General features: G+C 73.3%; 13 protein-coding genes. 5 read left to right on the top strand and 8 right to left on the bottom strand.

All coding sequences use genetic code 11. From position 1 onward, the window contains the following. The first annotated feature begins 52 nt into the window (after window positions 1–52). Window positions 53–664: a hypothetical protein gene (locus ACFWU9_RS26985; protein WP_384322814.1), complete on the top strand. Its 612-nt coding sequence runs from the start codon at window positions 53–55 to the stop codon at window positions 662–664. A gap of 165 nt (window positions 665–829) precedes the next feature. On the opposite strand, the gene soxR is transcribed toward ACFWU9_RS26985, so the two are convergent. After that, entirely contained in the window at window positions 830–1300 is a 471-nt protein-coding gene (gene soxR / locus ACFWU9_RS26980; protein WP_384322812.1) for a redox-sensitive transcriptional activator SoxR, read from the bottom strand. Between the two features lie 142 nt (window positions 1301–1442). Between soxR and ACFWU9_RS26975 the strand changes: the two genes are divergently transcribed. After that, window positions 1443–1904, top strand: coding sequence for a MaoC family dehydratase (locus ACFWU9_RS26975; protein ID WP_384322810.1), 462 nt, complete (start codon window positions 1443–1445; stop codon window positions 1902–1904). Here ACFWU9_RS26975 and ACFWU9_RS26970 read toward each other — a convergent pair. Beyond that, window positions 1895–2569: a TetR/AcrR family transcriptional regulator gene (locus ACFWU9_RS26970; protein ID WP_384322808.1), complete on the bottom strand. Its 675-nt coding sequence runs from the start codon at window positions 2567–2569 to the stop codon at window positions 1895–1897. The two genes, ACFWU9_RS26975 and ACFWU9_RS26970, sit on opposite strands and share 10 nt — an antisense overlap. Before the next feature lie 128 nt (window positions 2570–2697). Between ACFWU9_RS26970 and ACFWU9_RS26965 the strand changes: the two genes are divergently transcribed. From ACFWU9_RS26965 to ACFWU9_RS26955, 3 genes are read left to right on the top strand one after another with little or no spacing between them, the layout of a single operon-like run. Continuing rightward, window positions 2698–3354: a TetR/AcrR family transcriptional regulator gene (locus tag ACFWU9_RS26965; RefSeq protein WP_384322806.1), complete on the top strand. Its 657-nt coding sequence runs from the start codon at window positions 2698–2700 to the stop codon at window positions 3352–3354. 14 nt (window positions 3355–3368) lie between these two features. Beyond that, on the top strand, window positions 3369–4136 hold the full coding sequence (locus ACFWU9_RS26960) for an ArsR/SmtB family transcription factor (RefSeq protein ID WP_384322804.1): 768 nt from the start codon (window positions 3369–3371) through the stop codon (window positions 4134–4136). Between the two features lie 33 nt (window positions 4137–4169). Continuing rightward, entirely contained in the window at window positions 4170–5159 is a 990-nt protein-coding gene (locus tag ACFWU9_RS26955) for a DMT family transporter (protein ID WP_384322802.1), read from the top strand. A gap of 59 nt (window positions 5160–5218) precedes the next feature. Here ACFWU9_RS26955 and ACFWU9_RS26950 read toward each other — a convergent pair whose 3' ends face one another. The 6 genes from ACFWU9_RS26950 to ACFWU9_RS26925 form a co-directional block, all read right to left on the bottom strand. Then, a complete protein-coding gene (locus tag ACFWU9_RS26950) occupies window positions 5219–6298 on the bottom strand; it encodes a Zn-dependent alcohol dehydrogenase (protein WP_384322800.1) in 1080 nt (359 codons plus the stop codon). A 19-nt stretch (window positions 6299–6317) separates the two neighbouring features. Further along, window positions 6318–7730 (bottom strand): aldehyde dehydrogenase family protein, encoded by a 1413-nt coding sequence (locus ACFWU9_RS26945; protein ID WP_384322798.1) that lies wholly within the window; start codon window positions 7728–7730, stop codon window positions 6318–6320. A gap of 264 nt (window positions 7731–7994) precedes the next feature. Then, window positions 7995–9305: an MFS transporter gene (locus ACFWU9_RS26940; RefSeq protein WP_384322796.1), complete on the bottom strand. Its 1311-nt coding sequence runs from the start codon at window positions 9303–9305 to the stop codon at window positions 7995–7997. Further along, complete coding sequence (locus ACFWU9_RS26935) at window positions 9305–9445, bottom strand: hypothetical protein (RefSeq protein WP_384322794.1); 141 nt, start codon at window positions 9443–9445, stop codon at window positions 9305–9307. Before ACFWU9_RS26935 ends, ACFWU9_RS26940 begins: the two co-directional genes overlap by 1 nt. Before the next feature lie 42 nt (window positions 9446–9487). After that, the gene (locus ACFWU9_RS26930) at window positions 9488–11725 is read right to left on the bottom strand and encodes a molybdopterin oxidoreductase family protein (RefSeq protein ID WP_384322792.1); all 2238 of its coding nucleotides are present in this window, start codon (window positions 11723–11725) and stop codon (window positions 9488–9490) included. A 168-nt stretch (window positions 11726–11893) separates the two neighbouring features. Then, window positions 11894–12535: a TetR family transcriptional regulator gene (locus tag ACFWU9_RS26925; protein ID WP_384322790.1), complete on the bottom strand. Its 642-nt coding sequence runs from the start codon at window positions 12533–12535 to the stop codon at window positions 11894–11896. Window positions 12536–12674: the final 139 nt, after the last annotated feature.

Raw genomic sequence — 12674 nt, 5'->3', positions numbered from 1 at the left:
CCGTACGTCTATTGGATGACGCCGATGCAGCAACCGACGGAGGTGGCAGGCGATGGCCGGATTCCGGAGTCTCGCGAGACAGGTGCGTGATCCGCGATGTGATCTGGCACTACGCCGGTATTCACTGCGTAAGTGCCTTGAACGATTCGCCCCTTACGGGCATCGAGCCACCTGGGACCACCTCTGCGAACGGCACGACATCGAGCCGGAGGACAGAGCTCCCGATCCGGCGCGGCTGGTGGCCGCGCTCGACGAACTCGAAGAGGCGCGGGCCGTCTGGCTGGCCTACGAGGTGCAGTTCGCCAAGCGCCGCAAGCGTGAGAAGCACGACGGGCTGAGAAGACCGGGCACGTTCGACGACTGGCACCGCCGGACCTGGGGCGGCAACGGGGTGGCGCGGTGCGACGACCCGGCCGTGCACCCGACGAAGCCGCTCGCCGAAGTGTTGCGCCGGCTGATCGCCGGACTGGAGTCGGGACCGGGCGGCGCGTGCCCGGTGTGCGCGGAGAAGGGGATCGTCTGGCGGCCGGATCTCTCGCAGGCTCCCTGGTCGGGACCGGTGTGCAAGGGCTGTGGCATTGTCGTGCCGCGGCCCGTTCTCACCTCCGAGGCCATGGAACGGGCCAAGCGCGTACGGCAGCGGGAGCTGGCCTCGGTGGCCTGACCCGCCGGACCGGGGGCGGCGGGTCCCGTCCGCGGCGGAACGAGCCGCGGCGGACGGTGTGCGGCACACGGTGTACGGAACGGATCGGTCAGGGCGCGCCGATCCGCCGGGGCGTACGGACCGCGACCGGGGCACGCGCAAGCGCGCGTAAGAGGGACACGGCGGCTACTCGGGCGCGCGCCTGCGCTCCGCCAGGAGCCGGGAGCCGGACATCCGGTCGCCGAACCGGTCGTCGGGGTTGGACAGGACGCAGGTCTCCAGCGAGAGACAGCCGCAGCCGATGCAGTCGGTCAGATGGTCGCGCAGCCGGCCGAGCTGTCTGATGCGCTCGTCGAGTTCCGAGCGCCACGCCCGCGAGAGCCGTGCCCAGTCCTCGTGGTTGGGCGTACGCCCCTCGGGAAGCTCCGCGAGGGCGTCCCCGATGGTGGCGAGCGGGATGCCCACCCGCTGGGCCGCGCGGACGAAGGCGACCCGGCGGAGCATGTCCCTGCTGTAGCGGCGTTGGTTGCCGCTGGTCCTGCGGCTGCTGATCAGCCCCTTCGCCTCGTAGAAGTGAAGGGCCGACGGAGCCGCGCCGCTGCGCGCCGACAGCTGCCCGACGGTGAGTTCGTGGATCTTCTCCGGAATCTGAGGCACCCGACCGAGCCTACGGGGGCGCCGTGTCACGCGTTGACAGGACCCGACGCCCCAACCATGCTGAGCAAGCGCTTGGACACCCGCGCGGACGGCATTGGAGACGGCGTCTCGGACGGCGCCCGAGAGGCAGGGATCGACAGACATGGCTGAGCCGAGGATCTTCACATCCGCAGCGGAACTGCGCGCCGCGGTCGGCGAGCAGTTGGGCCACAGCGACTGGCTGGAGGTCGACCAGGAGCGGATCGATCTCTTCGCCGCGGCCACCGGCGACCACCAGTGGATCCATGTGGACCCGGAGCAGGCGGCCAAGGGGCCGTTCGGCACGACCATCGCGCACGGCTATCTGACGCTGTCGCTCCTGCCGGTCCTCTTCCCGCAGATCCTGACCGTCGAGAACGTGACGATGGGCGTCAACTACGGCGCCAACAAGGTCCGTTTCCCCTCCCCGCTGCCGGCGGGCTCCCGGGTGCGCGCGACCGCCGTGCTGAAGGAGGTCGCCGAAGCCGGCGGGGGTGTGCAGGTCACCGCCCTCGTCACGGTCGAGCGCGAGGGCGCCGAGAAGCCGGTGTGTGTGGCGGAGTCGGTCTCCCGCTACTACTTCTGACCCTCGGTCCCGGCGGGCAGCGTCCCGGCGGGCGATGGACCCTCCCGTGCCACCACCATGCGCAGCACGAGGTCGGCGTAGAGGGCGCCGACCTCGTCGGGCGTCCGGCGGCCCCGCGCGTTGAACCAGCGCGCCACGTCGATGCAGAGCGACAGCACGGCCAGGGTGGTGCCGGGCACGTCCGGTACGTCGAACTCCCCGTCCCGTACGCCGTCCTGGAGGATCCGGCGCACGGTGGCGTCGCTGCGCCTGCGCAGTTCGACGATCTCGGCGCGGTGCTCCTCGGCCAGCGCGTCGAGTTCGTACTGGACCACGCGCGCCGTGGTGTGCCGGGTCGCGTGCCAGCCGACGAACGAGCGGACGGCGTCGGTGAGGCGCTCGGTCGCGGTGCCCTCGCGGTCGGCGGCGGCGGTCAGGACCTCCAGGGCCTTGTCGTGGCCGATCCGGCTGATCCGGTGGAGCAGCTCTTCCTTGGTCTTGAAGTGGATGTAGAGCGCCGCCGGGCTCATCCCGGCACGGCTCGCGATGTCGCGGGTGGTGGTGGCGTGGTAGCCGCGCTCGGCGAAGGCCTCCACAGCGGCGACCAGCAGCCTTCTGGCCGCCTCGGGGGTGACCTCACCCCACGGCACACCCTCGCCGTCGGCCGTCCGTTCCGCCGTACGCATCGCTCTCGCCCCTTCCGGTCGGCAGAACGCACACCCTACCCCCGAAGGTGAGCAAGCGCTTAGGCCCAGTCCGGCTGATCTTGGCGGGCGCACGCCCGGCACCCGGCCTCAGCCATACGATGTGCGCCATGGCCCGACCCCGCAAGCCGCTGCTCAGCAGAGACCGCATCGTCCGGGCCGCCGGCGCGCTCGTGGACGCCGAGGGGCTCGGGGCCCTCTCCACCCGACGGCTGGCGGCGGAGCTGGGGGTCAGCGGGCCGTCCCTCTACAACCACTTCCGTACCAAGGACGAGATCCTCGACGCGGTCGCGGACTCGGTCAGCGCCCAGGTCGACCTGTCGATGTTCGACAGGGACGACGTACGGGACTGGCGCACCGCGCTGCACGACTACGCCGTCTCCTACCGTGCCGCCCTCACCGCCCACCCGCACATCGTGCCCGTGCTCGCCCAGGGTCCGGGCCGCCGTCCGGCGGGCCTGCGGGTGGCCGACACGGTCTTCGGCGCGATGGTCCGGGCGGGGTGGCCGCCGGTCCAGGCGACGCATATCGGGGCGCTGATGCGGTACTTCATCACGGGATCGGCGCTCGGCTCGTTCGCGCGGGGCTTCGTGGACGACGAGACGGCGTACGACCCCGCCGACTATCCGCATCTCGGCCAGGCCCATCTGCTGGCCGAACGGCAGCAGCGGGTGGACGAGGGCGCCTTCGAGACGGGGCTCAGGGCGCTGATCGACGGGCTGGCCGCCCAGTTCGAGACAGTTCGGGCCACACCGAAGCGTTTCTGAGGCACCCTGGAGGTATGCCGCAGACCACCACCCCCTCGTCCTCCACCCCCACCACGGGCGACTCCTTCGGCCTCCCCGCCCCCTCGGCCTCCCCCGGCTCGCTCCTGGCGGGCTTCGCCGCACTGCTCGCCGACGAGACCCGCGCCGTCTTCTGCCTCTCCCTGCTCGACGGGCGCGCCTGGACGGCCGGGGAGCTGGCCCGCGAGGCCGGTGTCGCCGCGTCCACCGCCAGCGAGCACATCGGGAAGCTGATCGCCGCCCGGCTGGTCACCGAGGAGCGGCAGGGCCGCCATCGGTACGTACGGCTGGCCGACGCCACCACCGCCGAACTGGTCGAGTCCCTCGCCGCGCACGTCATGCCGGGCCGGGACAGCCCGCACATCGTGCGCGCGTCGAGGGCGAGCGGCGCCATGGCACGGGGACGCACGTGCTACGACCACTTCGCCGGCCGGCTCGGGGTGGCCCTCACCGAGGCCATGGCAGGGCGCGGGCTGCTGCTCATGGAGGCGGGCTTCGCCCTCACCGACGAGGGCACCCAGTGGTTCCGCGGGCGGAACATCGCGCTGGAGTCCGCCGGCCGGCGCCCGGTGGTCAGCTCGTGTCTGGACTGGACGGAGCGCCGGCGCCATCTGGCGGGGGTGGCGGGGGCGGGACTGTGCCGTCTCGCCCTCGAATCGAAGTGGTGCGTACGCATCGGTACGGAGCGGGCGGTACGGGTGACCCCGACCGGGGAGCGGGTCTTCGCCGAACTTCTGGGGATCGAGCCAGCAATACTTCGGTGACAGCCGAACTGTTAAGGGCTTAGCATCGCCCGTATGGCGAAATTCTCACCTCCGCGCGCCCAGGCGCGCCCGGCCGCCCCGACGGCCGTTCCCGGCACGGCGACTCCGGCGACCACCCCGGCGACCGGTCGCGCGCAGCCGCTGGCCCTGGCCGCCGCCGGGGTCACGGTCGTGCTCTGGGCCTCGGCGTTCGTCTCCATCCGCAGCGCGGGCGAGGCGTACGCGCCGGGCGCGCTGGCGCTCGGGCGGCTGCTGACCGGAGCGCTGGTGCTGGTCGCGATCCTCTTGATACGCCGGGAAGGGCTGCCCGCGCGGGCCGCCTGGCCCGGCATCGTGGTCTCCGGACTGCTCTGGTTCGGCGGCTACTCGGTCGTCCTCAACTGGGGCGAACAGCTCGTCGACGCGGGCACGGCGTCGCTCGTCGTGAACATCGCGCCGCTGCTCATGGCGCTGCTCGCCTTCCGTCTGCTGGGCGAGAACCTCGCGCCGCGGCTGCTCACCGGCATGGCGGTGTCCTTCGCCGGGGCCGTGGTGGTGGGTCTGTCGATGGCCGGCGGCGGCAGCACCTCCGTACTCGGCGTGCTGCTCTGCCTGGTGGCGGCGGTGGCGTACGCGGGGGGCGTGGTGGCGCAGAAGCCCACGCTGGCGTACGCGACACCGTTGCAGGTCACCACCTACGGCGCGCTGATCGGCGCCGTGGGCTGTCTCCCGTTCGGATGGCAGCTCGTGCAGAACGCCGCGCACGCGCCGCTCTCCGCGACGCTCAACATGGTCTATCTGGGGATCTTCCCGACCGCGCTGGCCTTCACGACCTGGGCGTACGCCCTGTCCCGTACGACCGCGTCACGGATGGGGGCCACGACCTACGCGGTACCGGCGATCGTCGTCCTGATGGCGTGGCTGCTGCTGGACGAGATCCCCGGGCCGCTCACGCTCGCCGGCGGTGTGCTCTGTCTGGCGGGTGTGGCGGTGGCGCGCTCCCGTCCGCGCCGGGTGAAGGGCCGACTGGCCCAGGAGAGCTGAGAGAGGGGGCTCCGGGCTCCGGGGGGCTTCGGGCACGGCGCGCGCCCTGGACGAGGTGCTCAGAAGACGATCAGGGCCCGGCCGCCGCGCCCGGCGAGCATGTTCTCGAACGCGGCGGGGATCCCGTCGAGACCTATCCGCTCGGTCACCAGCGAGCCGAGGTCCAGACGGCCGGCCCGGACGTGTTCGGCGATGGCCGGGAGATCGCGGACGGGGTCGCAGTTGCCGTACACGCACCCGGACAGGGTGCGGCCCCAGTGGAACAGCTCCAGCGCGTTGAACATGACCTGCTGGTCCTTGCCGCCGATGCCGACGACGGTGGTCCGGCCGCCCCTGCGGGTGGACTCCCACGCGGTGCGGATGGTGACCGCGCGGCCGGCGCACTCCACGGCGACGTCCGCGCCCCGCCCTCCGGTGAGCCGGCGGACCTCCTTGGCCGTGGTCGCGGAGGAGACGAGATAGTCGGTGGCTCCGGCCGCCCGTGCCAACTCCTCCTTCTCCGGGGAGACATCGACGGCGACGACGGTGGAGGCGCCGGCGATCCGGGCGGACTGGAGCACCGCAAGACCGACCCCGCCGACGCCGAGGACCACGACGCTCTCGCCCGCGCGCACCCGGGCGCTGTGGTGCACGGCGCCGTAACCGGTGAGGACGGCGCAGCCGAGCAGTGCCGCGTCGGTGAGCGGGATGCCGTCGGGGACGGGCAGGACGCAGTTCGCGGCGACGACCGTCTCCTCGGCGAACGTGGCGACGTTCAGGCCGGGATGGAGTTCGGTCCCGTCGGCCGTACGGGCGTGGACGGCGCCCGCGCCGGTCAGCGCCGAGGAGCAGAGCCAGACTTCGCCGATCCCGCAGTGGTGGCACTCTCCGCAGGACGGCGCCCAGTTGAGTACGGCACCGTCGCCCGGGGCGACATGGGTGACGCCCTCGCCGACGGAGACGACCGTGCCGGCGCCCTCGTGGCCGAGGACGGCGGGGACCGGCAGCCGCATCGTGCCGTCGCTGAGGGACAGGTCGGAGTGGCAGACCCCGGCGGCGGCGAGCCGGATCCTCACCCGGCCGGGGCCGGGTTCGGGCAGTTCGATGTCGGTGATCTCCAGCGGAGCTCCGACGGCGGGCAGGACTGCGGCGCGGACCACGATGGGTTTCTCTCCCGGGTCAGAACTGGAGGGACTTGGTCTGGAGGTACTCGGCGAGTCCGTGTCGGCCCAGTTCGCGGCCGACGCCCGACTGCTTGTACCCCCCGAAGGGGGCGAGGGGGTTGAACCGGCCGCCGTTGATGTCGACCTGGCCGGTGTCCATCCGCCGTGCGAAGGCGACGGCCTCGCTCTCCTCGCCCGCCCACACCGCGCCGGCGAGCCCGTAGACCGTGCCGTTGGCGATCCTCAGGGCGTCGTCCTCGTCCTCGTACCTGAGGATGGACAGGACGGGGCCGAAGATCTCCTCCTGCGCGATGGTCATCCGAGGGGTGACGTCGGCGAAGACGGTCGGGGCGACGAAGTAGCCGGTGTCGTGGGGCGGTTCGGTTCCGCCCGTGACCAGCCGGGCGCCCTCGGCGACACCCGCCTCGATGTAGCCGCGCACCCGGGCGTGCTGTGCCGCGCTGACGACGGGGCCCAGCCGGCACAGCTCGTCCCGGGGATCGCCCGGCCGGTAGGGGGCGACGGCAGCGGCGGCGGCCTCCACCGCCTCGTCGTAGCGGTCGGTGTGGACGAGCATCCGGGTCCAGGCGCTGCATGTCTGGCCGGAGTTGGTCATGACATTGGCGACCCCGGCCTTGACCGCCCTCGCGTGGTCGGCGCTCGGCAGGATGACGTTCGCGGACTTCCCGCCCAGCTCCAGCGCGACCCGTTTGACGGCCGCTCCGGCGGTGGCGCCGATCAGCCGACCGACGGCGGTGGAGCCGGTGAAGGAGACCAAGTCGACGTCCTCGTGCGCGGCGAGCGCCTGCCCGGCGACGGCGCCGACGCCGGTGACCACGTTGACGACACCGGCGGGCAGCCCCGCCTCGTGGACGGCCTCGGCGAAGAGCCGCGCGGTCAGCGGGGTGTCCTCGGCGGGCTTGACGACGATCGTGCAGCCGGCGGCGAGCGCGGGGGCGACCTTGGCGACGATCTGGTGCAGCGGGTAGTTCCAGGGGGTGATCGCGCCGACGACCCCCACCGGCTCCATCAGCACGGTGGAGTTGCCGATCCGCTCCTCGAAGGCGTAGGCGGCGGCGAGTTCGGCGTACGAGCCGGCGACGGCGACCGGCGACGAGGCGTGCACCGCCCTCGACAGGCGCAGCGGCGAGCCCAGTTCGGCGGTGACGGTCGCGGCGATCTCTTCCTTGCGGGTGGCCATCACGTCCCGCAGGGCCGCCAGGCGCGCGGCGCGTTCGGCGGGCGGGGTGGCCGCCCAGCCGGGGAAGGCGGCCCGCGCGGCGCGTACGGCGGCGTCGATGTCCTCGGCGGTGCCGGCCGGGACCTCCGCGATGATCCGCTCGGTCGCCGGGTTGACGACGGCGATGGTGTCGGGCCCGGCGGCGGGCCGCCATTCGCCGCCCGTGTACATGCCGCTCAGTGCCTTCATCGCTGTTCCTCCCGGGGCTCCCGCGTGCCGCTGCGGTTCGGCGTCGCCGCACCCCAAACTAGCGGTGTTAGTTTTCCGGCGCCAGGGACCCCGGGGGTCCCGCACGTCACATGCCGAGGCCGGGCGGGTCCACGGACACGGGGCAGCTCCGTCGGCCGTGATCGCGCGTCAGGACCGGTCCGTACGAGGAGAGCGCTCTTCCGTGATCGCGCGACGGCCCTCGTCGGCCGTGACCACCGCTTCCGGCGCCGGGGGCCGTCGATCTCAGCGGCGGTCGTGGCTCTCCTCGGCCGGTACGGGCGCTTCCTCAGGGGCGTTGGCCGGGGCGCGTGCCGGGGGCGCCGGCACGGGATCGCGCGGCGTGCTCCGTACGCCGAGGCCCGCCGCGCCCATCAGCAGCACTCCGAGCATCATGAACGGCGCGCCCGTACCCGCGACTCCGGCGACGAGCCCGGCGGACGCGGGGGCGGCGACCTGCCCGAGGCGGTTGCCGGTGAGCCTGAGGGCGAGGGCGGTGGAGCGCGCCTCGGCCGGCGCCGCCCGTACGACCGTGGTCATCGACAGCGGCTGCCCCACACCGAGACAGAAACCGAGCGCCACGAGCATCAGGGCCATCCCCCAGACCGGCACGGGCAGCGCGATCCCCGCGCAGAGCAGCCCGCCGAGCAGACAGGAGACAGTGAGCAGGACCGTACGCCCCAGCCGGTGGATCATCGGCGTCATCACCAGCCGGCAGGCGATCGCGGCGGCGGCGCGCAGGCTCAGCAGCACACCGATCGTGGTCGGGGAGATGCCCCGGTCCTCGCCGACGACCGGGAGGTACGCGGTGAGGATGTCCGTCGCCGAGAGCACGGCGAGGCTGACGAGGATTCCGCCGGGGACGCCACGGGTGCGCAGGATGCGCCGTACGGGCACCTTGCCGGAAGGCGACTTCCCGTCCTTGCCGGAGGGGGGCATTCCGTCCCTCCCGGTCCGTTCGGCGGGCGGGCCCGGTGCGACCGCGACCGGTGGCTCGATCCGTCGCAGACAGGTGAGGGAGACGGCCGCGACCCCCGCCGAGACGACGAGCGCGAGGGCACTCGTACGTCCCATCGCGCCGTCGTGGCCGGAGACCAGCAGACCGGCGGCGACCGGCCCGAAGAGCTGGCCGAGCGAGGCGCCGATGGTGAAGTGGCCGAAGTTGCGGTCCTGTTCGTCCGGGGCGCTGCGGCGCGCGACGATGGACTGCGCGCCGATGACGAAGCAGAGGTGGCCGAGGCCCATCACTCCGCTCCAGGCGGCGAGCGCGGCCAGCGAACCCGCCGTACCGCTCAGTCCGCATCCGACGGCGATGAGCGCGGCGCCGAAGGCGAGGAGCGGAACGCAGCGCCCCCGGTCGGTCCTGCGCCCCAGCGGTACGGCGGCGAACAGCGGCAGCAGCGCGAACACCCCCGCGATGACACCGACGGCGCGCTCGTCGGCGCCGAGTGCGAGGGCGCGGTAGGAGACGGCCGGCCGTGCCATCGACACCGCCGCCTGGGAGAAGGCGAAGGCGATGACGAGGCGGAGCAGCCAGCGACGGTCCCCCGCGGGCATCAGACGGTGCCGAGGGGTATCGCGGCCGTGAGCGCGACCGGTGGGGCCGGGACGGCGCGCACGACGCTCAACTTCCCCTGGTCGCCGCGCACCCGCGGACGCGTGCCCGCGGGATCGGCGCCCACCAGCCAGTCAGCCATGCGTTCGACCATACCTCCGCCGGTCCGGGACGCGGCGGCCGGTCAGACGGGGGCCAGCTCGACCGGGAAGCCGTTGAGCACCGACGTCCCCGAGAGCGGGTCGCGCCTGGTGCCGTCGAGCAGCTGGTTGACGTTGACGCCCGGCCGCGCGTGGGCCACCGCCATCCGGGTGCCGGGACGGTCGTGGCCCCAGCCGTGCGGCACGCTCACGACCCCGGCCCGGACCGTGTCGGTGATCTCCACCGGAATCGTGATCTCGCCCGCCTCGGTGGTGACGCGCGCCGGTGAGCCGTCGGTGAGGCCGAGCCGTTCGGCGTCGGTGGGATGAACCTGGACGGTGCAGCGGTTCGAACCGCCGTTGAGCGCGGGCACGTTGTGCATCCAGCTGTTGTTCGAGCGCAGATGGCGGCGCCCGACCAGCACCAGGGACGCCGGTGCCGCGGCGAGCGCGGCGCGCAGCCGGGGCAGGTCGGCGGCGATCGGCCCGGGGAGGAGTTCGACGCGCCCGCTGCGGGTCCTGAGGATGCCGGGGATCCGGGGCTTCAGCGGCCCGAGGTCGATGCCGTGCGGCCGTTCGGCGAGCCTGGCCAGGGTGAGACCCGCCGGGTCGGCGCCGAATCCGTCGCCGTACGGGCCGAGGCGCAGCATCAGGTCGAGCCGGCGCTCGGGGCCCCCGGGTCCGGTGAGTTCGGCGGCGAGTTCTTTCGGGTCGCGTCCGTGGACCGGTGAGAGCGGGTCCTCGACGGCCTTCGTGAGCGTACGGTCGATCACCTGGTCGTCGACGGCCGAGGGGTCGGCCCCGTGCATCCCGGCCACGGCGAGCACCAGCCGCGCGAGGATCTCGCACTCGTCCATGGAACCGGCTGCCAGGGGGACGGCGGGCGGGCTGTAGCGCGCCTGGTTGCGGACGGCGAAGCCGTTGAAGGCGAAGTCGAAGTGGGCGCCTCGCGAGGGCGGCGGCGGGGGCAGTACGACGTCCGCGTGGCGCGAGGTCTCGTTCAGGTACGGGTCGACGCTGACCATGAAGTCCAGGCTCTCCAGCGCCCGTTCGAGCCGGCTGCCGTCGGGCGCGGAGAGCACGGGGTTGGCCGCGAGGGCGATCACCGCGCGGATACGGCCGTCGCCGGGTGTCTCGATCTCCTCCGCGAGGACGGCGATGGGCAGCTCGCCCTTGGCCTCCGGGTGGCCGCCGACCCTGCTGGCCCAGCGGCCGAGCGCGAATCCCTTGCCGGGGGCCGGGGGGCGGGGCGCCCGGTCGGTGGCGGAGAGCGGGAAGAGGGCGCCGCCCGGCCGGTCGAGATTGCCGGTGAGGGCGTTGAGGACGTCGACGAGCCAGCTGGTGAGCGTGCCGTACTCGACGGTGCAGCTTCCGATGCGTCCGTAGACGGCGGCGGTGGGCGCGGCGGCGAGTTCACGGGCGAGGGTACGGATCTCCTCGGCGTCCAGGTCGCACGCGGCGGCGACGGCGTCGGGGGTGAAGTCCCCTACCGCCGCGCGCAGTTCGTCGAGTCCTTCGAGATGGGCGGTGAGTGGGCCGGGGTCGGTGAGCCCCTCGTCGAAGAGGACCTGGACGAGGGCGGCGAGCAGCAGCGCGTCGGTGCCGGGCCGGATCGCCAGGTGCCGGTCGGCGAGACGCGCGGTGCGGGTACGGCGCGGGTCGACCACGGTGAGGGTGCCGCCGCGCTCGCGCAGGGCCTTGAGCCTGCCGGGGAAGTCGGGGGCGGTGCAGAGGCTCCCGTTGGAGTCCAGGGGGTTGGCGCCCAGGAGCAGCAGATGGCCGGTGTTGTCCAGGTCGGGCACGGGGATCGCGAGGGCGTCGCCGAAGAGCAGGCCGGACGACACATGTTTGGGCATCTGGTCGAGGGTGGAGGCGGTGAAGAGGTTACGGGTGCGCAGCAGGGACAGCAGGACGGGCGGATAGAGGGCGCCGGCCATGGTGTGGACGTTGGGGTTGCCGAGAACGACGCCGACGGCCCCCGGGCCATCCGCCTCGATCAGCGGGCGCAGCCGGGCGGCGACCAGGTCGAACGCCTCGTCCCAACTCGCCTCCCTCAGCTCGCCGTTGTCACGGATCAACGGGGTGCTCAGCCGGTCGGGGTCGGTGTCCAGCTCTCCGAAGGCTGCGCCCTTGGGGCAGATGAAGCCCTTGCTGAACACGTCGTCGCGGTCGCCGCGCGCTCCGGTGACCGTGGTGCCCTCGATGGTGAGGGTCAGTCCGCAGGTGGCCTCGCAGAGGGGGCAGACGCGCAGGGCGGTGCGGGCGGGGCCGGTGGGCGGCATGGGTCCTCCAGGGGCGGCGGCGATGACGCGCGGAGCGCTCCCGAGCATACCGACCGGTACGGATGAGGGAAGGGGGCGACCTGATCGGTGCCCGGGCGACCGCGCACCGCGCCGGTCGGCATCCGGCGGCACGCCGCCTCGCGACCCCGGACCCGGGACCCGGGACCGTCAACCCACGGTGCGTGCCAGATACGCGCGGACCAGCTCCCGCGTCTCGGCGATGATGTCCGGATCGCCCGACACCTCCGTACGGAAGGCGAGTTGGAACAGCGCGTCCGCCGCCTCGACGGCGACCAGGACCGTCCGGTGCAGCGCGGCGTCCGGTTCCCGGCGCAGTTGCGCGGCGAGCAGTGCGGTGAGGCGGTCGGCGACGCGGTGGTTGGCGTCGGCGGTCCGCGCGGGCGCCCCGCCGGGCGGACCGGACGGGACCCTGGTGCCGAAGTCCACCAGCCCGAAGCCCGGGACCGTGCGCTTCATGGCGAGGTACTCGTCGAGGACCGCGTCCACCGCGGCCTCCCGGTCGGCGGCCGGGATCTCGGTCAGCCGGCGCTCGACGCGGGCGGCGTAGCTGTCCAGATTGCGTCGGGCGAGCGCGTCCGTCATGGCGCGCTTGTTGCCGAAGAAGCGGTACACCGAGCCGATGGGCACGCCCGCGCGGGTGGCGACGGCGCGGGTGGACAACTCCTCGTAGCCGGTCTCGTCGAGCAGTTCGGCGCAGGCGTCGAGGATCCGGGCGAGCCTCGCCGCGCTGCGCTGCTGGACGGGGACCCGGCGGAGGCCGTCGTGGGTGCCGGCGCTGACTCCGTACACGGGCTGGACCACCCTTCGGCGAGAGGTGCGGTGACAGGTGCGTGATGACAGACATGCAATGACAGGGGTGCGGTGACAGACGTGCGGTGACGCGTGCGGGGTGGCGGTCCACGGCGGCCGGTCCCCGGTGACGAACAGG

It is taken from the genome of Streptomyces sp. NPDC058653 (assembly GCF_042716895.1).
Lineage (GTDB): Bacteria > Actinomycetota > Actinomycetes > Streptomycetales > Streptomycetaceae > Streptomyces.
The sequence above is the reverse complement of the archived record's forward strand: the minus strand, read 5'-3'. Positions and strand labels throughout refer to the sequence as shown.